The sequence below is a fragment of the Serratia sp. 4542 genome (assembly GCF_016805595.1).
GTDB classification, from domain to species: Bacteria; Pseudomonadota; Gammaproteobacteria; order Enterobacterales; family Enterobacteriaceae; genus Serratia; species Serratia nevei.
Window position 1 is genome coordinate 140,506 of the sequence record NZ_RXKV01000007.1, and the last position, 18,691, is coordinate 159,196.

The window sequence follows — 18,691 nt, forward strand, 5'->3', positions numbered from 1 at the left end:
TATCGCCCCCGCGCCGGTGGAACGGCGCGGGGGCTTTTGCTTTTATACGCGGCGGAAAACCAGCATCACACCGAGCACGATGCCCGCCATGCCCAGCAGGCTCAGCGCCGCCAGCGCGTGGCCGAGCAACAGGTAGTCCAGCAGGGCGGTCACCGCCGGGATCAGATAGAACAGGCTGGTGACCTGCACCAGGTTGCCGCGCTGGATCAGGCGATACAGCAAGAAGGTCGCCAGCACCGAGATCACCACCGCCATCCACAGCAGCGGCAGCACGAACGCCGGCCCCCATTCGACCCGCAGCGGCTCAAACGGCAGCGCCAGCGTACACATCAGCAACCCGACGGCATACTGCAGCGGCAAGACCGCCAGCGGCGGCTGCGTCATGCCTTTTTGCAGCAGGGTGCCGGCGGTCATGCAGCCCAGCGCGATAAAGGCGAACAGCATGCCGCTCAGCGAGAAGTGGGCCACCATCAGGCTTTGGTACACCACCAGCGTCAGCCCGGCCATTGCCAGCGCCAGGCCGAGCGCCCGCAGCCCGGTGCAGCGCCGTTCGGTGATGAACTGGGTGAGGATCGGCTGTACGCCGAGCAGCGTGGCCAGCACGCCGGGCGTAATACCCTGTTCCAGCGCCAGCAGATAGCAGATTTGATAGCTGCCGATCATCAACACGCCAATCAGCGCGACGCGCCGGCGGGTGCCGGGAGCGGGCAGGCACTGGCGCTGCCACAGGCCGATGGCCAACAGCACCGCCAGCGCGATGGCGCAGCGGAAGAACAGGAAAGCGAAGGCGGAGGCGTGTTCCAACCCCCAACGGGAGAAGATCGCGCCGCTGCTCCAAAGCAGGACGAACAGCGTAGCCAGGCCGGCATTGGCCCAGAGAGAAGGTAATCGCATGTCAATTTCACCTGTCGTGAAAATTACAGGCTCCGGCGCGCGCGGCGGTCTACGCCTGAACGCAACAGATCAATAAGCCGGAGGTAAAAAGTCGGTTTGGCTTAGCGCACAACCACAATGCGTGGCGGGTAAGCGGCAACCGCTGAAACGACAGAGGAAACGGCGGGTGGAGCGGAGGAAGCACACAGCAAAACGACGGCCGGAACGGTCGCGTCTGTCGGATCTGTGCTGTGCGCCAGGTAGGTCATGTGAGTTCCTGAAAATCGGGAATGAAACTAATCGCTTCAAACATAACCAGGTTCGCCGGGATGCGCAATCGGAAATCATCATTACTTAATTGATAATGAAAATCATTATCATTAATAAAAGGCTGTGCTATGTTGCTTTGGCCGCGCAGTGTTGACGCAGGGGGCACGGCAAAAGACGTTGCGATTCGCTTTTGCAGAAGGCGGGCAATCGTGATAAATATATTGATATGTTATAATATAACAATTGATGCATGATGAATCCAGTTTGCGACATCCTCCACGTTGATAGGGTTAGCCTGGCCGGCCATGGCGGGGCATTGATACTCGACAACATCCATTTCGCGCTCCGTTCCAGTGAAAAGCTGGCGGTGATCGGCCCTAACGGCAGCGGCAAGTCCAGCCTGTTGCGCGCCCTGATCGGCGAAACGCGGCCGGACAGCGGCGGCATTTACTGGCGAGGGCAAGCCTTGTCCGAGTGGCCGGCGGCGGAGCGCGCCAGAAGCATCGCCTTTCTGGCGCAAAACGATCTGCCGGATTTGCGGCTGTCGGTTGAGGACTACGTGGCGTTGGGCCGTTTACCGCATGGCGAACGCTCTGCGGCGGGAAAACGCATCGTTGACGAGGCCATCGGGGAAACCGGGCTGGCGCCGCTCAGGCACCGCCCGTTGGGGCGGCTCTCGGGCGGCCAGCGTCAGCGCGCTGCGCTGGCTCGGGCGTTGGCGCAGTCTCCCGATCTGTTGTTGCTGGATGAACCGACCAATCACCTCGATCCGCCCGGGCGCTCGGCGCTGCTGTCGTTAGTGAAAAATAAAGAGATTGCCGTGATTGCGGTGCTGCACGATTTGCCCGTGGCAGAGGCGTTTGCCGATCGGATCCTGGTGCTGAACGAAAGCCGCCAGGTCGCCTGTGGTACGCCCGAGGCGGTGTTGCAAACTCCGGTGATTTTGCCGGTGTTCGGCATGAACAGTTTCAAGGTGGCGCATCCCGTCAGCGGGAAAACGCTGCGCATTTTTGACGTTCCCCATTGCGCTTGATCAACCAGAGAGAAACATGAACGCACGCGTATTCATCCTGCTTCTGCTGCTGGCCGCCAGGTCGGCAGCGGCCGAACATTTTCCCGTCACCGTAGAAAGCTGCGGTGTGCCGGTCACCTTCAACCAGGCGCCGCAGCGCGCCGTCATCAACGACATCAACATGGCCGAGATGGCCTTTGCACTGCATCTGCAGGATCGCATTGTCGGGCTGACCGGCATCACCGGCTGGTACAAACTGACGCCCGACTTCAAGGCCGCGATGGGCGCCATTCCCGAACTGGCGCCGAAATATCCCGCTTTGGAAACGCTGCTGGCGGCACAGCCGGATTTCTTTTTCGCCGGCTGGAATTACGGCATGAAGATCGGCGGCGACGTCACGCCGGAGAAGCTCTCCCCGTTCGGCATCAAAACGCTGGTGCTGAGCGAGAGCTGCGTACAGGCCGGCGGGCGGCCGCAAAAGGCCGATATGAACCTGCTGTATGACGATGAGCTGAAGCTCGGCAAGATTTTCGGCAAGCGGCAAGAGGCCACCGCGCTGGTTGAGGGCTGGAAGCGCCGGTTGGCTGCGCTGCCCGCCAGGCCGGCGGGCCAGGCGCCGCTCAAGGTATTCGTCTATGACTCGGGGGAGGAGAAGCCTTTCACCAGCGGCAAATACGCGATGCCGACGGCGATCGTCGAAGCGGCGGGCGGCCGCAACGTGATGGACGGCTTGCCGGCGAGTTGGACGACGGCGTCCTGGGAGGCGGTAGCGGCGGCCGAGCCCGACTTCATTATTCTGCTGGATTACCAGACCGGATCGGGTGCCGATGCGCTGCGGCGCTTCCTCGAGTCCCACCCGTTGATGAAATTAACGCCTGCCGTACGGCACCACCGCTATCTGAAACTGCAGTATGCGGAGCTGACGCCGGGGCCGGCCAACATCGGCGCAGTGGAAAAGCTGGCGCGGGCGCTGTACGCGCCGGAGGCTGAATGAACTCACCGACCCGGCGGTTTATGCTGCTCGCGCCGTTGGCGCTGTCGGTATTATGCGGGTTAATGATCTGGAGCCTGCAGCTGGGCAGCGTCGTGCTGTCATGGCGGCAGACGATGGCGGCATTGGGGCTTTCATCGGCGCCCCTCTCCGGCATGCTGGACACTATCGTCGTGCAACTGCGGGTGCCCAGAGTCTTGCTGGCGGCCTTGACCGGCGCCGGGCTGGCGATGACCGGCGCGCTGCTGCAGACCACCACCCGCAATGAGCTGGCCGATCCTTTTTTATTTGGACTCTCCTCCGGCGCCTCCGCCGGCGCGGTGCTGGTCATCACGCGCTTCGGCGATGCGCTGGGCGCGCTGACGTTGCCGCTGTCCGCCTTCGCCGGCGGCGTTTTGTCCGCCTTGGCGGTGATGATCCTGTTTCGCGTCGGCCGGGTCAGGCGCGCCGAGCAGCTGATCGTCTGCGGCCTGGCGGTCTCGTTTTTGTTCAGCGCGCTCACTAGCTACCTGGTGTTTTCCGGCGATCAGCGGGCGGCCGGTTCGGTGTTGTTCTGGTCGCTCGGCGGGCTGGGGCTGGCGCGCTGGGATAATCTGTTCATTCCGCTGGCGAGTTTCGTGCTGCTGGCCGGGTTTACGGCGCTGCGTTGGCGGGCGCTGGACGCGCTGCTGGCGGGCGAGCAAACCGCCCATTCGATGGGGGTCAACGTGGCGCGCCTGCGCACCGAGACCTTTCTGTGCTGCGCACTGTCCACGGCGTTTCTCGTTTCGCTGACGGGCGTGATCGGCTTTGTCGGGCTGATGGTGCCCTACCTGGCTCGGCGCCTGGTGGGCGTGCGCCACCGTTTGGCCGTGCCGATGTGCGGCCTGCTGGGGGCGACGCTGCTGACCGGCGGCGACATGCTCAGCCGCAGTCTGATCCCCCATCAGGAGCTGCCTATCGGCATCATTACGGCCGGGCTGGGGGGCGCGTTCATCGTGTCCTTGCTGCTGCGTGCGGAACGATGAACGCCACCCTGTTTCAATAGAGCTCCAGATGCAGGCGCTGCTGTTCAATCAGCGTCTGCCACAGGTTTTCCGCCCCGCAGGCTTGCTCCAGCGCCGTCGCCACGGCATGTTCCAGATACTGGCGATTGCCGCACAGGTAGACATGCGCTCCCCGCCGCAGCAAGCCGCTGATGGCATCGGCATGCTCGCCGATCGCATGCTGCACATAATATTTGGCGGCGGCGTCGCGCGAGAAGGCGGTGATGAGGCGCGTGAGTACGCCCGCCGCGTTCAGTGCTTCTAACGCTTCGTGATACAGGAAGTCTTCATCGCGCCGTTTTTCGCCGAAGATCAGCACGGTTTCGCGCCGTTCACCCTGGGCGGCCATTTCGCGCAGCAAGCCTATCAAGGGCGCGATGCCGGTACCGGTACCGATAAGCAGCACCGGCACGGTGGTATCGCGCGGCAGGTAAAAGCCGGGGTTGGCGCGGCAGAAGAGGCGGAAAGGGCCGGGTTGGCTGAGCAGCCAGCCGGTCGCCGTGCCGCGCCGGGTGCGGCCGTCGCGTTCATATCGTACGTCGCGCACGCACAGGTCGAGGCTCTCTGCCTGCGTTGCCGAAGCGATGGAGTAGGCGCGCGGCAGGCAAACGGGCAGCAGCGCCAACAGGTTCTCCAGCGTGACCGTCTGCGGCGGGCAAAAATCGTGCAGTACATCCAGCAGATCGGCGCCGTACAGATAGCTCTCCAGGGCTTTGCGCTGGCGGATCTTGAGCAAGCCTTTGAGCTCTTCGCTGTCGGCCAACTGCGCCAGTTCGCGCAGCGTCGTTTTGCTGAGCTGGCGCAGTTCCCGGCGGTGCAGCGCGTCGGCGGTCTCCGGCCTGCCGAGCCAGTCAGCCAGCCGGGTCAATAATCCTTCGTCGTTCTCCGGCAACAGATAGACGGTATCCCCCGCCCGGTAAACGATGCCGCTGCCGGCGATATTCAACCGCAGGTGCCAGGCCTGCGGCGTGCGTGCGCTGAGCGGCCGCCGTTCAAGGAGGGCGGCGCTGAACGCATGGTCTTCGCCGTAGGCGGTCACGCGCAGATGCAAATCGCGGCCGGCCTGGGCATCACCGGCCAGCACCTTCTCCAGCGTCGTCAGCCAGGTTGCGAAGAACGGTTCGAAGTTAACGTCGGCGTCGACGCGATTGATGATGGCGCGGGCGCCGTATTGCGTCAGACGCGCATCCAGCGCCTGCGTGAAGCCGCAGAAATGCGGGTACGCGGTGTCGCCGAGACCGAAGATGGCGTAGCACAACCGGTGGCGATCCGGCCATTGCGCCAGCGCGTCGGAAAAACGCTCGGCGTTGGCGGGCGGTTCGCCGTCGCCAAATGAGCTGGAGACGATCAGCAGGGCGTCACGTTCGCCCACATCGGCGGGCTGGATGGCGTTGAGTTCTTTCACGACGGGGCGGTAGGGTTGCAGGCTGCTTTGCTCGCCCAGGCGCATCGCCAGCGCCCGGGCGTTGCCCGACTCCGAACCGTAACCAATCAGGATGCGTTCGATAAGGTCGGCCATGGCGGTTACTTGTCGTAGTGGTTGTCGAACTGTTCTTTGGCGAATTCCACCGATTCGAAGTCGGTCATCAGATCGTTGATCACGCGGCGGATGCTGATATAGGCCGCGATATTGCCCTGGGCGTCATACAGCGGCTGCACCGTGGTGTCGACCACGTACAGCACGCCGCCTTTGCCGACGTTCGGAATGATGCCGGTCCAGATGCCGCCTGCCTTGATGGTGTCCCACATCGCTTTGTAAACGGCTTTCGGCACTGAAGGGTGGCGCACGATGCTGTGGGGCTGGCCCACCAGCTCTTCACGGGAAAAGCCGGTCAGTTGGCAAAACAGATCGTTGACGTAGGTGATGGTGCCCTGCAGATCGGTGGTGGAGATCACCATCACTTTATCGAGCGCGGACAACAGCTGGGCGGAATCGAGGGTCTGACTCATGGTAGGTTCCTTCTCATTAACAACTTCGCGGTGATTGCCACGGCGGATGCCATGTATCCGTCATGACAGCTTTGTAATTGATTCTCATTTGCGATTGTGCGGTGAATGGTAATCGGGAAATTTATAAGTTGCAATAAAAATACATCTTTAAGGGCGCAGAAAAGTCACGACGAGGCAGGCAGGGGGAGAGGAAGCCCGCACCGGGTGTGGCGGCGGGCCAATCGGGCGGTCTTAGTGGGGGTCTTCGGCCCAGCCTTTACGTTTGCTGGTTTTGCCGATGCCGGGGTTGAAGCTGTTGGTCGGATCGGCGGTGCGGTAGAACGCCTGCAGATCTGCCTTGGCGTGGTACAGGTGGCCGACGTTATGCTCCGCTGGGTACTCGGCGCCGCGCCGGTTGAGGATCTCGAGCATCTTTTCCTTCAGCGCGTGGCTGTCGACGCCCTTTTTCACCACGTAGTCCTGATGGAAGACGTGGCACATAAAGTGGCCGTAATACAGCTTATGCACCAGCTGGCTGTCGATCTCCGGCGGCAGGGTTTCGAACCAGTCGGTGTCGTTGCGGCGCAGGGCGATATCCAGCGCCAGAATATCCTCCACCTTGTCGGCGTGCACCGCATGGTAGCGCACGGCGGCGCCGGCGGCGGCGAAGCGGTGCAGGAAGGCCTTTTTGCCTTCGTCAGGCGTGCAGGTGAAGAAAGCGCCTTCGGCCTGGGCGAAGTACTCGGTCAGGTAGCGCTGCGCTTCGTCTACGCCGGGGCCGGCCATCTTCAGCAGCAGGTGATGTTCGAAACGTTCGCGGTATTCCTTCATGCGCTTCGGCAGGTGGCTCGGCGCCAGATGGCTCAGGCCCTGCATCAGCCGATCGGTCAGGTTGTGCGGCAGCAGCGGCAGCTTGTTGAGGCTGGCGTCCATACGGCCTTTCAGGGTGAAGAAGCGCGGCATCTGATCGGTGCCGAGCTTGTCGATCATCATGAAGGTGTCTTTGCCGTACACCTCGGCGATGTCGAAGATATCGCGGTGCATGTACTCACCGGCCACCGGCAGGTTTTCGAACTGGCTCAGCATGTGGCGGCGCAGTTCGGTCAGCACCGCGGTGTCGTTGGTGCCGATATAAAACACCTGCTCTTTGCCTTCTTTCTCGAAGGTGTCGAGTCGCACCGCGAACACCGCCAGCTTGCCGGCGCAGCCGGAGGCCTCGTACAGGCGGCGTTTGTCGGCGTTGAAGCGGGAAGGGGTGTCGGCATCGACGTCACGCACCCGGCTGGCGTACTCGTTATCTGAGGCGCGCAGCTCGCCGTATTCGACGTCTGTCGGGCGATAGTCGCCTTTTTCCAGCCGGGTGAGGATCTCTTCCGGCGTGTCGCCGAGGCGGATGCCCAGATGATTCACCAGGCGCAGCTGGCCGTCTTCCCCGAGCTGGGCGTACAGCGCCATTTCGGTATAGGCCGGGCCGCGTTTCACCAGCGAGCCGCCGGAGTTGTTGCACACGCCGCCGATCACCGAGGCGCCGATGCAGGAGGAACCGATCACCGAATGCGGTTCGCGGCCGTAGGGCTTGAGCAATTTCTCGAGGTGGTGCAGGGTGCTGCCGGGGAAGCCGACCACCTGCTTGCCGTTATCCAGCACCTGAATATGGTCGAGGCGCAGGGTGCTGACGATGACGATATCACGGTCATAGTCGTTGCCGCTGGGGGTCGATCCTTCGGTCAGGCCGGTATTGGCGGCCTGCATGATGACGATTTTGTCGGCGGCCACGCAGGCCTGCAGAATGCGCCACAGCTGCAGCAGGCTGGTGGGAAACACCACCGCCAGCGCCTGGCCTTCGCCGGAGCGGAACCCCTTGCGATAGCGCTCGGTGTTGCGATCGCCGGTCAACAGCTGCGGGCCGCCGACGATGTCTTTAAGCTGGTTGATAAATGCCTGATTGCCTGACTGCATGCTGCCTGTCTCCCTGTCATCCCCGTCGCTTTAACCGCGGCGCCGGAGTGCCGCATATAAGCTAAGAGGTTATCAATTAAATAACTTATTAAGCTATCAGCTTGCCAGGCTAATGGCTTGCGGGTTTAGTAGCGCTCGGCGTAGCCGGCCCGGCGCTCTTCGTCGCGTAGCGTCAGGATCTCCACGCCGTCGGCGGTGACCGCCACGGTGTGCTCCCACTGCGCCGACAGTTTTTTGTCGCGCGTCACCACCGTCCAGCCGTCTTTCTTCTGCTTGATGCGGCGGTCGCCCTGATTGATCATCGGCTCGATGGTGAACACCATGCCTTCCTGCAGCACCATACCGCTGCCGGGTTGACCGTAGTGCAACACCGCCGGCTCTTCATGCATATCGCGGCCGATGCCGTGGCCGCAATACTCCCGCACGATGCTGTAGCCGGCCTGCTCGGCGTGCCGCTGGATGGCGTGGCCGATATCCCCCAGGGTCGCGCCCGGTTTTACCGCGCGAATGCCCTGCCACATCGATTCATAGACGTTGTTCACCAGCCGTTTGGCCAGCGGCGTCACCTGGCCGACGCAGTACATCTTGCTGGAGTCGGCGATATAGCCGCCGTTTTCCAGCGTGATGTCTACGTTGATAATCATGCCGGAACGCAGGATTTTGCTGGCCGACGGCACCCCGTGGCACACCACATCGTCGATTGAGGTGTTGAGCACATAGGGGAAATCATACTGCCCTTTGCTGGCCGGGCGCGACTTCAGCTCTTCGACGATAAACGCCTCGGCGCGGTCGTTGATCTCCATGGTGGAGATGCCTTCGACGATAACCTCATCGAGCATAGCAAACACTTTCGCCAGCAGGGCGCCGGAATGGCGCATTTTGGCAATCTCTTCCGGCGTTTTAATCACAATCTGTTTCACCCGACAATCTCCTTCAGCGTCAGCGCATTATCTTTCATCATTTTTTTTACCAGTTGCGGGTAGGTCAGTTCCGGATGGAACTCCGCCAGCATGCCGATCTTGATCCAGTACTCGGCCTGCGCGTTGATCGAACGCGTCATGGTCAGGCTGGCGAGGCGCAGATCGTCATGCAGCGCGTCTGAAATTTTTACGATGCCCATCGGCGTCTCCCTGAGTGAACGATATACGAAGTGTATACGTTTAGGATGGTGGCGATGTGGCATTCTGTGGCGTAAGAAGATTCTGGCAACAACGATTGCCGCCGCCAGACAATGCGTTTATTGTGATGAACGACTTTTTTGCCATGATTTTTCAGAAGGATTTAAGGCGTGACTAAACTACGTGTTGGGGTGATTTTTGGCGGTAAATCGGCGGAGCATGAGGTGTCGCTGCAGTCGGCCAAAAACATTGTGGATGCAATCGACAAAGAGAAGTTTGATGTCACGCTGCTGGGGATCGACAAACAGGGGCAGTGGCACATCAACGACGCCTCCAACTACCTGCTCAACGCCGAGAACCCGGCGCTGATCGCGCTGAACCGCTCGAACAAGAACGTGGCGCTGATCCCGGGCCAGGAAAAACAACAGCTGATCGAAGCGGGCAGCGCCGGCGCGCTGGGCCAACTGGACGTCATCTTCCCGATCGTGCACGGCACGCTGGGGGAGGACGGTTCGCTGCAGGGGCTGCTGCGCATGGCCAATATGCCGTTCGTCGGCGCCGGCGTGCTCGGCTCGGCGGTCAGCATGGACAAAGACGTGACCAAGCGCCTGCTGCGCGACGCCGGGCTGGCGGTGGCGCCGTTCGTCACCCTGACGCGCGCCAACCGCGCCGGATTCACGTTTGAGCAACTGAGCGAGCGCCTCGGCCTGCCGCTGTTCGTCAAGCCGGCCAACCAGGGCTCCTCGGTCGGGGTCAGCAAGGTGGAAAACCGCGCCGAGTTCGACGCGGCGGTATCGCTGGCCTTCAGCTTCGATCATAAGGTGCTGGTGGAGTCGGCGATCGTCGGCCGCGAGATCGAGTGCGCGGTGCTGGGCAACGACGATCCGCAGGCCAGCGTGTGCGGCGAGATCGTGCTGAGCGACGCCTTCTATTCTTACGACACCAAATACATCAATGAGCAGGGCGCTCAGGTGGTGGTGCCGGCGGCAATCGCGCCGGAAGTGAGCGACCACATCCGCGAGGTGGCGCTGAAGGCGTTCCGCACGCTGGAGTGCTTCGGACTGGCGCGGGTGGATGTGTTCCTGACGCCGGACAACCAGGTGGTAATCAACGAAATCAACACGCTGCCGGGCTTCACCAACATCAGCATGTATCCCAAGCTGTGGGCCGCCAGCGGCGTCAGCTATCAGGCGCTGATCACGCGCCTGATCGAATTGGCGCTGGAACGCCACCAGCAGGATCGTGCGCTGAACAGTTCGGTATTCGATCGCTAAACGCGGCAGGGGGCGGCGGTGCCGCCCCCGTCTATCATTTCACCGTCACGTCGATGTCGCCGAAATACTTCTTAGACAGCGCCGCCACCGTGCCTTGCTGTTTCACTTTGGCGATGGCGGCATCCAGTTTTTTCTTCAGCGCCTCATCCCCTTTACGCAGGCCGAAGGCGATACCTTCACCGAGGATTTTGTCGTCGCGCACCGCCTCGCCGACGAAGGCGAAGCCTTTGCCGTCCGGCTGCGACAGGAAGCCGCTTTGCCCCGACGGCGCCATCACCAGCGTGGCGTCGAGCCGACCGGCCGCCAGATCGAGGTAAACCTGATTCTGATCCTGATAAGACACCACGTCCACGCCCGCCGGCGCCCAATGGGTTTTGGCGTAAATCTCCTGAATCGATCCTTGCAGCACGCCCACGTGTTTGCCCGCCAGCGATTTGGCGTCCGGCAGCAGGCCGCTGTCGGCCTTGGCGATCAGGCGGTTCGGCACCTGATAGATGGCGTCGGTAAAGGCGATCGCCTGACGCCGCTGTTCGGTCACGTTCATCGCCGAGTTGATGGCGTCGAACTTGCGCGCCTGCAATGCCGGGATCAGGCTGTCGAACGAGGTTTCCACCCAGCTGCATTTCAACTGCGCGGCGGCGCATACCGCGTCGCCCAGTTCGATGTCGAACCCTTCCAGTTTGCCGTTGGCGGATTTGGATTCGAACGGCGGATACAGCGCTTCCAGGCCGAAGCGCAGGCTGTTTTCCGCCGCCAGCGAAGAGCCGGCGGCCAACAGGCATCCGGCGGCGAACAGCGTTTTCAGTGCTTTCATAGGCAGTGCCCCTTTCCCATGGTCGGACAAAAAATTACGCCTGGCTCAGGCGGCGCGCGCCTTCCAGCAGGGTCTCGTTATCTTTGGAAAAACTCAGCCGGATAAGGCCGGTATTGGTGCCGTCGCTGTAGAACGCCGACAGCGGGATCGTCGCTACCTTCGCTTCGCGGATCAAGCGTACGGCGAAATCATTGTCGCTTTCGTGACTGAAGCCGCTAAAACGGGCCAGCATGAAGAAGCTGCCGTGGCTGGGCAGCAGCTCAAAGCGCGAATCCTGCAAGGCGCTGGCCAGCAGATCGCGCTTTTGTTGGTAAAACGCCGCCAGCCCCAGGTAGCTCTGCGGGTTGGCGAGCGCGGCGGCGAAGGCGTGTTGCATCGGCGTATCGGCGGAGAACACCATAAACTGGTGCACCTTGCGGATCTCGTCCATCAGCGCCGCCGGCGCCAGGCAGTAGCCGACGCGCCAGCCGGTGACGTGGTAGGTTTTACCGAACGACGACACGATCACGCTGCGTTCCGCCAGCTGCGGGTAGCGCGCCATGCTGTGGTGAATATCGCCGTCGAACACCACGTGTTCGTAGACCTCGTCGGACAGGATCACGATGTCGGTGTCGCGGGTCAGGGCGGTCAGGCGTTCGATGTCGTGCTCGTCAAACACCGCGCCGGTCGGGTTGTGCGGCGTGTTGACGATGATCATGCGCGTTTTGCCGTTGATGGCGGCGGCCACTTCGTCCCAGTCGACGCGAAAATCCTGCAGCGACAGTTTGATCGCCACCGGCGTGGCGCCCTGCAGGCGCACGATCGGCGCATAGCTGTCGAACGCCGGTTCGAAATAGATCACCTCGTCGCCGGGATGCACCAGCGCGCTGATCGCCGAGTACAGCCCTTCGCTGGCGCTGGCGATCACCGTGATTTCTTCGTCGGCGTCATAGCGTGCGCCATACAATCGTTCAGCTTTTTCCGCCAGAGCAGCACGTAACGCCGCCACGCCGCTCATTGGCGCGTATTGGTTATGACCTGCGCGCATGGCTTGCGCCGTAGCCTCGATCAGCTGCGGGTCGCCGGCGAAGTTGGGCGCGCCCTGCGACAGATTGAGGGCCTGATGTTCTGCGCTGAGTTGGCCAATGACGGTGAAAATGGTGGTGCCGACGTCCGGCAGCTTCGAGCGGGATGAACAGGCGCTCTGCATGATGGGCTCCAGGCAAACAGGGAAGTGTTGAGCGATTAAGCATCAGCCGGCGTAGGCGGACAAGGGAAAGTTTGTCATACTTGCCATGCACTACGATCATACCTACTCGAGGCCCGCTATGCCGATATCCCTGCCGTCGCTCGACGTGTTGAAAACCTTCGTGGTGGTGGCGCAACGCCTCAACTTTACCCATGCCGCCCGGGAGCTGCACCTGACGCAGGGGGCGGTCAGCCGGCAAATTCTCGGGCTGGAGCAGCGCCTGGGTTATCCGCTGTTCAGCCGCCAGGCGCGCGGTTTGGCGCTGACGCCGCAGGGCGTGCAACTGCTGGCGCCGGTGCAGCAGGCGCTGGGGCAGCTGGACGAGGCGCTGACGCGGGCCGCCGCCCCGCCCGGGGCGCTGCGCATCAAATGCCCGACCTGCGCGATGCGCTGGGTGCTGCCGCGCGTGATTCGCCTGCAGAATGAACGGCCGGACATGCATATCGAGCTGACCGCCTCGGTGTCGCACGGCCTGGATTTCAGCACCGAGCAGTTTGACGCCGCGGTGGTATTCGGCCGGCCGCCGGGTAAAAAGCTGGCCGCGCACCTGCTGTTCGACGAAATCCTCACGCCGGTCTGCACGCCGACGTTTCTGCCGCCGGCGCCCCGGCTGGCGGATTTGACGGACAAAACCCTGCTGCACCCGACGCGCGATCGGCGCGACTGGCTGCGCTGGCTGAAGGCGGCGGGGGCCGATGCGCTGCCGTCCGGCAAGGCTCAGCATTTCGATACTCTCGATCTGGCGATGAGCGCCGCGCTGCAGGGGTTCGGCATCGCCATCGGCGATCTGTGTCTGCTGGAGGAGGATATTCAGGCGCGGCGCGTCGTCACGCCGTTCCCGCTCTGCGTCAGCAGCGGCGCGGCCTATTATCTGGTCTATCCTGAACGCGGGGCGCCGCCGCCGGCGTTGGCGCCGCTGATCGATTTTCTGACGGCGGAGGCCGCCGACAGCCGCGCCCGGCTGCAGAATTACCTGCCGATAACCTGTAATGCTTTGTAAACATTACCGATGCGAATTCCCTTGGCGATGAAACAGAGTGTGGCAAACTGTTTCTTCACTCCGATTAAACCCCGCGGCTTTGGCTGCGGAAACACGCCTGAGATAAAACAAGATGAAATGGCTTTGTGTGGTGAGTATGTTGTCCGGTCTGGCCCTCAGCCCGGCTTTTGCGCAGGAAACGCCGATAACGCAGGGCATTCACGCCCAGCAGCGCGACGCCTTCGTGTCCCATTTGATGAAGCAGATGACGCTGGAAGAGAAGATCGGCCAGCTGCGGCTGATCAGCGTCGGGCCGGATAACCCGAAAGAAGCGATCCGCGAGGGCATCCGCAAAGGGCAGATCGGCGCCATCTTCAATACCGTCACCCGCCCGGACATTCGGGTGATGCAGGATCAGGCGATGCAGCTCAGTCGCCTCAAAATTCCGTTGTTCTTCGCCTATGACGTGGTGCACGGCCAGCGCACCGTGTTCCCGATCAGCCTGGGGCTGGCGGCCAGCTTCGATCTGGAAGCCATTGCGCTCAGCGCCCGCGTGGCGGCGCAGGAGGCCAGCGATGACGGTCTGAACATGACCTTCGCGCCGATGGTCGATATCACCCGCGATCCGCGCTGGGGCCGGGTCTCCGAAGGCTTCGGCGAAGACACCTGGCTGGTGTCGAAAATCGCCAAAGTGATGGTCGACGGTTATCAAAACGGCGACCCGGCCAAGCCCGGTTCGGTGATGGCCAGCGTTAAGCACTTTGCGTTGTACGGCGCCGTCGAAGGCGGCCGCGATTACAACACCGTCGACATGAGCCCGCTGCGCATGTATCAGGACTATCTGCCGCCTTACAAAGCGGCGGTGGATGCCGGCAGCGGCGGGGTGATGGTGTCGCTTAACTCGGTGAACGGCGTGCCGGCCACCGCCAACCCGTGGCTGCTGAAAGACCTGCTGCGCGACCAGTGGGGCTTTAAAGGCATCACAATCAGCGACCATGGCGCAATTAAAGAGCTGATTAAACACGGCGTGGCCGCCGACGCGCGCGACGCGGTACGCCTGGCAATCACCTCCGGCGTCGACATGAGCATGAGCGACGAGTTTTACGACAAATACCTGCCGGGTCTGGTGAAAGACGGGCTGGTGCCTGAAAGCGATATCGATCGCGCCTGCCGCGACGTGCTGAACACCAAGTACGACATGGGGCTGTTCACCGATCCGTATGTGCATCTGGGCCCGGCGGGTTCCGACCCGCAGGACACCAACGCCGAAAGCCGTCTGCACCGCGCCGAGGCGCGGGTGGTGGCACGCAAAACGATGGTGTTGCTGAAGAACGATAAGCAGACGCTGCCGCTGAGCAAGCAGGCGACCATCGCGCTGGTCGGGCCGATGGCCGACAGCCAGCGCGACGTGATGGGCAGCTGGTCGGCCGCCGGAGTGGTCAAGCAGTCGGTGACCCTGCGTGAAGGGCTGGAGCAGGCGGTGGGCGACAAGGCGCGCATTCTTTACGCCAAGGGCGCCAACGTCACGCAGGATAAGGGCATCATCGACTACCTGAACGAGTATGAGCCGGCGGTGGCGTTCGATACCCGTTCGCCGCAGCAGATGATCGACGAAGCGGTACAGGCGGCGAACAAGGCCGACGTGGTCGTGGCGGTGGTGGGAGAATCGCAGGGTATGGCGCATGAGGCCTCCAGCCGCGCCGATATCACCATCCCGCAGAGCCAGCGCGATCTGATCGCCGCGCTGAAAGCCACCGGCAAGCCGCTGGTGCTGGTGCTGATGAACGGCCGGCCGCTGGCGCTGAGCTGGGAGAGCGAGCAGGCGGACGCGATGCTGGAAACCTGGTACAGCGGCACCGAGGGCGGCAACGCGGTGGCGGACGTGCTGTTCGGCGACTACAACCCGTCGGGCAAGCTGCCGATGACCTTCCCGCGCTCGGTCGGCCAGATCCCGATGTACTACAACCACCTGAACACCGGCCGCCCGTTCGGCAAGGAGAATCCGGGCAAGTACACCTCGCGCTACTTCGATTCGCCGAACGGCCCGCTGTATCCGTTCGGTTACGGCCTGAGCTACACCACCTTCAGCCTGTCGGATCTGAAACTGTCCAGCCCGACGATGGCGCGCAACGGCAAGCTAACCGCCAGCGTCACGCTGAAAAATACCGGCAAGTACGACGGTGCCACGGTGGTGCAGCTGTATCTGCAGGACGTGACCGCCTCGGTCAGCCGGCCGGTAAAAGAGCTGCGCAACTTCAAGAAAGTGACGCTGAAGGCCGGCCAGTCGCAGCAGGTTGAGCTGCCGATTAGCGAAGACGATCTGAAGTTCTACAACGCCAGCCTGAAATGGGGGGCGGAGCCGGGCAAATTCAACGTGTTCGTCGGCCTAGACTCCGACAACGTGCAGGCGCAAAGTTTTACGCTGAAGTAACCCTGTCCCCCTCGTTCGCCGCGCTGAGCGAGGGGGCATCCATTCCCGCTAACGTCATCGGAGCTTGCCTCATGAAACGCTATCTGGACTGCAGCGCCAGCGATCTGGCCGATATCGGCAAAGCCGACCTGCTCTATGCCATCCGCGCCAGCGAAGGGCGCATTTTGGTCAGCGAAACCATCGCGGTCACTCAGCCGCTGCTCAATAACGTCACCAACGCCGAGCTGGCGGCCAGCCAGGGCGCCGACCTGCTGCTGCTGAACCTGTTCGACGTCGACCGTCCGCACATCGCGGGCCTGCCCGCCGACGTGCCGCCGCAGGAGGCGCTGCGCACGCTGCAGCGCTTGACCGGGCGGGTGATCGGCGTGAACCTGGAGGCCGTCGATCCGGCCTTCGCCACCGAACATAACGATTTCTGGCAGATGACGGCGGGGCGTGCCGCCACCGCCGAGAATGCCCGCAAGCTGTATCAGCTCGGCGCGCGTATGCTGGTGCTGACCGGCAACCCGAACAACGGCGTCAGCAATCAGGCGATCGCCGCCGCGCTGAAAGCGATTCGCGATGAAGTGGGCGACGAGATGGTGCTGGTGACCGGCAAGATGCACGGGGCCGGTATCGTGCGCGAAAGCGGCAGCCAGCTGATCGGTGAGCAGGATATCGCGCTGTTCGTGGAGAACGGTGCGGACATCGTGCTGTTGCCGGCGCCGGGCACCATTCCCGGCATGTCGCAGGAGAAAGTGGCGGCGCTGATCGCCTTTGCCCAGCGGCAGGGCGCGCTGGCGATGACGGCGATCGGCACCTCGCAAGAGGGCGCCGACGTGCAGACCGTGCGGCAGATTGCGCTGATGAGCAAAATGGCCGGGGCGGACCTGCACCATATCGGCGATACCGGCTATCTGGGGCTGGCGCTGCCGGAAAACATCTTCGCTTACAGCGTGGCGATTCGCGGCGTGCGCCACACCTACAGCCGCATGGCGCGCTCGGTGAACCGCTAAGCCTGGGGCTTTTGCGCCGTCACGATGCTGAAATAGCCGAGCGACGGCAACACCTGAGCAGGCCCGAAGCCGACGTCGCGCAGCAGGTCGCCGATTTCCCTGCCGGAGTATTGGCGGCCCTGCGTCCATCCCATCATCATCAGGCTGTACCCCGCGGCGGCAGGCGGCCCGTCGCCGTCATCGTTGTACAGCACTTCGTGGATCACGATCCTGCCCCCGGGCGGGAGGGCCGCATAGCTCTTTTGCGCCAGGAAGCGGTTCTTGTCCATCGGCCAGTCGTGGAAAATATTGGAGTACAGGTGCAGATCCGCCGCCGGGTAGGGATCGCGCCACATATCGCCGCTGTGGGTGCCGATGCGCTGGCTGAGACCGTAATGGCGCGCGTAGTCGGCGGCGAGCGGGCACACCTCCGGCAGATCGAACACGGTGCAGGTCAACGTCGGCCAGTGGGCCGCCAGGCTGATGGCATGGGCGCCGGAGGCGCCGCCGATATCCAGCGCCGCGCGGCAGGCACCGAGGGGCAACAGCGCCGGCCAAACGCTGGCCGAGCCCATGCTCAGGCTGTGCATGGCGTGGGTAAACCGCCGCATTCTGTCGGCGTCGAGCGTATGGGTTTCAAACAGCTCCTGCTCGCCGTACACCTGCGAGGTATTTTTTCTGATGGCGCTTTCCAGGTTTTTCAGCGAGAAAATTTCGCTATTTTCAACCATCAAATCCCAGAAGTAGCCGAAATAATGCGGGTTGTTTTTTAACAAAAAGGTTTCCGCTTCCGGCGTGAGAGAGAATGTTTCACCGTCTCTGTCTATCAATTTCAATGCCAATAACGCCATGACCAACGTTTCCGCCGGGCGTCTTTCCACATTGGCCTGAGCGCATATATCGGTCAGGTTGCGGGGGTGCAAAGCAATAAATTCAAAGATGCCCAGGCGATGCGCGATAAGCACCGCCGGATAGAGATATAAATTCATCGTGATATCGAGAATGGTTTTGTCGTCGCATTGCGGCGGCCGGACGGAATAGTTCATGTGAATCCCCTCCCACTAGGCATGGCGCGTCTTAACAGGCTATGTCACGCCTATGATTTTAGCAAAGGGCGGGAGCACGATTGACCGCAGGCCAACACTTCCGTTGCAAATAATTCCTGGGTGAGATTATTTTTAATATGAATTGAGCGCGGCCAATATCGAGCATGAAAAAATGATACCGGGCGAGGGTCATTACCCTATCGTGCGTTTTTATTTTATTGGGGGTTAACTTAATCACAGTTATTAACGCGTTAGGGTTGTGCTAATCTAGGCCGCCGTTATACCGTAGCGGTGTTCGCATTCTTTTTGTGAATAATTAAAACTTAACTATTTCATTATTAAAACGAGTTAACAATGAAAAAAAGCATTCTGACCGGCATGATTGCCGCGACTCTGGGCCTGTTCAACACCGCTAACGCTGAAGGGATGGATCCTGCCGCATTGAAAAACGTTTATGACATCACGCGCAATACCGCCGGGCTGATGTCTTACTGCGTCGATAAAGGCTTCCTGAAAGCCGACAGCATCGACAACGCCAAGAAAATGGTGGCCTACGTGGCGGCTATTCCCGGCGGCGTCGACACCCGCGATGGCGACAAGCGCGAAGCGATGGGCCGTGAAGGCAATGTGCTGAACGACGACGGCAAAGTGGTTGCGTTGGAAAAAGAAGCGCCGCAGGGGCTGCAGACATGGTGCCAGCAGGCTGACGAAGGGATCCGCCAGGGTCTGACGTCTATCGGTCAATAAGTCTTCTTCACGCGCCCTTAC

The 18,691-nt window shown here is 61.8% G+C and carries 17 protein-coding genes; 8 read left to right on the plus strand and 9 right to left on the minus strand.

From position 1 onward, the window contains the following. Positions 1-42: 42 nt before the first annotated feature. Positions 43-894 (minus strand): DMT family transporter, encoded by an 852-nt coding sequence (locus tag EKL15_RS09570; RefSeq protein ID WP_203089325.1) that lies wholly within the window; start codon positions 892-894, stop codon positions 43-45. A 565-nt stretch (positions 895-1,459) separates the two neighbouring features. Here EKL15_RS09570 and EKL15_RS09575 point away from each other — a divergent pair. The 3 genes from EKL15_RS09575 to EKL15_RS09585 are packed head-to-tail and all read left to right on the plus strand — an operon-like array spanning position 1,460 to position 4,153. Next, complete coding sequence (locus EKL15_RS09575; protein WP_187322763.1) at positions 1,460-2,176, plus strand: ABC transporter ATP-binding protein; 717 nt, start codon at positions 1,460-1,462, stop codon at positions 2,174-2,176. Between the two features lie 16 nt (positions 2,177-2,192). Beyond that, positions 2,193-3,149, plus strand: coding sequence for an ABC transporter substrate-binding protein (locus EKL15_RS09580; protein WP_180548250.1), 957 nt, complete (start codon positions 2,193-2,195; stop codon positions 3,147-3,149). After that, on the plus strand, positions 3,146-4,153 hold the full coding sequence (locus EKL15_RS09585; protein WP_060440462.1) for an iron ABC transporter permease: 1,008 nt from the start codon (positions 3,146-3,148) through the stop codon (positions 4,151-4,153). The genes EKL15_RS09580 and EKL15_RS09585 overlap by 4 nt, the downstream gene beginning before the upstream one ends. A 13-nt stretch (positions 4,154-4,166) precedes the next feature. Here the strand turns inward: EKL15_RS09585 and EKL15_RS09590 are convergent, their stop codons facing one another. From EKL15_RS09590 to EKL15_RS09610, 5 genes are all read right to left on the minus strand, one after another. Beyond that, entirely contained in the window at positions 4,167-5,690 is a 1,524-nt protein-coding gene (locus EKL15_RS09590; protein WP_203089327.1) for a sulfite reductase flavoprotein subunit alpha, read from the minus strand. A 5-nt stretch (positions 5,691-5,695) separates the two neighbouring features. Next, the gene (locus tag EKL15_RS09595) at positions 5,696-6,121 is read right to left on the minus strand and encodes a PAS domain-containing protein (RefSeq protein WP_060421025.1); all 426 of its coding nucleotides are present in this window, start codon (positions 6,119-6,121) and stop codon (positions 5,696-5,698) included. Positions 6,122-6,352: 231 nt separating this feature from the next. Then, the gene (gene dld / locus EKL15_RS09600; protein WP_060440460.1) at positions 6,353-8,059 is read right to left on the minus strand and encodes a D-lactate dehydrogenase; all 1,707 of its coding nucleotides are present in this window, start codon (positions 8,057-8,059) and stop codon (positions 6,353-6,355) included. 125 nt (positions 8,060-8,184) lie between these two features. Next, complete coding sequence (gene map, locus EKL15_RS09605; protein WP_197813840.1) at positions 8,185-8,979, minus strand: type I methionyl aminopeptidase; 795 nt, start codon at positions 8,977-8,979, stop codon at positions 8,185-8,187. Next, positions 8,976-9,179: a ParD-like family protein gene (locus EKL15_RS09610; protein WP_006324220.1), complete on the minus strand. Its 204-nt coding sequence runs from the start codon at positions 9,177-9,179 to the stop codon at positions 8,976-8,978. Before EKL15_RS09610 ends, map begins: the two co-directional genes overlap by 4 nt. 168 nt (positions 9,180-9,347) lie before the next feature. On the opposite strand from EKL15_RS09610, the gene ddlA reads away from it, so the two are divergent. Beyond that, positions 9,348-10,451: a D-alanine--D-alanine ligase gene (gene ddlA / locus EKL15_RS09615; protein WP_060387420.1), complete on the plus strand. Its 1,104-nt coding sequence runs from the start codon at positions 9,348-9,350 to the stop codon at positions 10,449-10,451. Between the two features lie 34 nt (positions 10,452-10,485). Here ddlA and EKL15_RS09620 read toward each other — a convergent pair whose 3' ends face one another. Together EKL15_RS09620 and EKL15_RS09625 are read right to left on the minus strand one after the other, a co-directional pair. Further along, a complete protein-coding gene (locus EKL15_RS09620; RefSeq protein ID WP_203089329.1) occupies positions 10,486-11,265 on the minus strand; it encodes an ABC transporter substrate-binding protein in 780 nt (259 codons plus the stop codon). A 34-nt stretch (positions 11,266-11,299) separates the two neighbouring features. Beyond that, positions 11,300-12,454: a pyridoxal phosphate-dependent aminotransferase gene (locus EKL15_RS09625; protein ID WP_203089331.1), complete on the minus strand. Its 1,155-nt coding sequence runs from the start codon at positions 12,452-12,454 to the stop codon at positions 11,300-11,302. 118 nt (positions 12,455-12,572) lie between these two features. On the opposite strand from EKL15_RS09625, the gene EKL15_RS09630 reads away from it, so the two are divergent. From EKL15_RS09630 to EKL15_RS09640, 3 genes are all read left to right on the plus strand, one after another. After that, positions 12,573-13,493, plus strand: a complete 921-nt coding sequence (locus EKL15_RS09630) for a LysR substrate-binding domain-containing protein (protein WP_141958415.1) — start codon at positions 12,573-12,575, stop codon at positions 13,491-13,493. Positions 13,494-13,605: 112 nt separating this feature from the next. Continuing rightward, complete coding sequence (bglX, locus tag EKL15_RS09635) at positions 13,606-15,903, plus strand: beta-glucosidase BglX (protein ID WP_060440457.1); 2,298 nt, start codon at positions 13,606-13,608, stop codon at positions 15,901-15,903. Positions 15,904-15,974: 71 nt separating this feature from the next. Next, positions 15,975-16,898 carry a hypothetical protein gene (locus tag EKL15_RS09640; protein WP_060558889.1) on the plus strand — a complete coding sequence of 308 codons (924 nt, stop codon included), beginning with the start codon at positions 15,975-15,977 and terminating at the stop codon, positions 16,896-16,898. Here the strand turns inward: EKL15_RS09640 and EKL15_RS09645 are convergent. Next, positions 16,895-17,923, minus strand: a complete 1,029-nt coding sequence (locus EKL15_RS09645; RefSeq protein ID WP_141958419.1) for a methyltransferase — start codon at positions 17,921-17,923, stop codon at positions 16,895-16,897. The two genes, EKL15_RS09640 and EKL15_RS09645, sit on opposite strands and share 4 nt — an antisense overlap. Before the next feature lie 354 nt (positions 17,924-18,277). On the opposite strand from EKL15_RS09645, the gene EKL15_RS09650 reads away from it, so the two are divergent. Next, complete coding sequence (locus EKL15_RS09650) at positions 18,278-18,670, plus strand: hypothetical protein (protein ID WP_060421050.1); 393 nt, start codon at positions 18,278-18,280, stop codon at positions 18,668-18,670. The last annotated feature ends 21 nt before the right edge of the window (positions 18,671-18,691 follow it).

Excerpts from the sequence above, each read along its gene's own strand:
- EKL15_RS09585 (WP_060440462.1), top strand. The coding sequence starts at position 3,146 with ATGAACTCACCGACCCGGCGGTTTATGCTGCTCGCGCCGTTGGCGCTG.
- bglX (WP_060440457.1), top strand. The coding sequence starts at position 13,606 with ATGAAATGGCTTTGTGTGGTGAGTATGTTGTCCGGTCTGGCCCTCAGC.
- EKL15_RS09625 (WP_203089331.1), bottom strand. The coding sequence starts at position 12,454 with ATGCAGAGCGCCTGTTCATCCCGCTCGAAGCTGCCGGACGTCGGCACC.
- EKL15_RS09610 (WP_006324220.1), bottom strand. The coding sequence starts at position 9,179 with ATGGGCATCGTAAAAATTTCAGACGCGCTGCATGACGATCTGCGCCTC.
- EKL15_RS09570 (WP_203089325.1), bottom strand. The coding sequence starts at position 894 with ATGCGATTACCTTCTCTCTGGGCCAATGCCGGCCTGGCTACGCTGTTC.
- EKL15_RS09595 (WP_060421025.1), bottom strand. The coding sequence starts at position 6,121 with ATGAGTCAGACCCTCGATTCCGCCCAGCTGTTGTCCGCGCTCGATAAA.
- EKL15_RS09590 (WP_203089327.1), bottom strand. The coding sequence starts at position 5,690 with ATGGCCGACCTTATCGAACGCATCCTGATTGGTTACGGTTCGGAGTCG.
- EKL15_RS09630 (WP_141958415.1), top strand. The coding sequence starts at position 12,573 with ATGCCGATATCCCTGCCGTCGCTCGACGTGTTGAAAACCTTCGTGGTG.
- EKL15_RS09645 (WP_141958419.1), bottom strand. The coding sequence starts at position 17,923 with ATGAACTATTCCGTCCGGCCGCCGCAATGCGACGACAAAACCATTCTC.
- EKL15_RS09620 (WP_203089329.1), bottom strand. The coding sequence starts at position 11,265 with ATGAAAGCACTGAAAACGCTGTTCGCCGCCGGATGCCTGTTGGCCGCC.
- EKL15_RS09580 (WP_180548250.1), top strand. The coding sequence starts at position 2,193 with ATGAACGCACGCGTATTCATCCTGCTTCTGCTGCTGGCCGCCAGGTCG.
- EKL15_RS09650 (WP_060421050.1), top strand. The coding sequence starts at position 18,278 with ATGAAAAAAAGCATTCTGACCGGCATGATTGCCGCGACTCTGGGCCTG.
- dld (WP_060440460.1), bottom strand. The coding sequence starts at position 8,059 with ATGCAGTCAGGCAATCAGGCATTTATCAACCAGCTTAAAGACATCGTC.
- EKL15_RS09640 (WP_060558889.1), top strand. The coding sequence starts at position 15,975 with ATGAAACGCTATCTGGACTGCAGCGCCAGCGATCTGGCCGATATCGGC.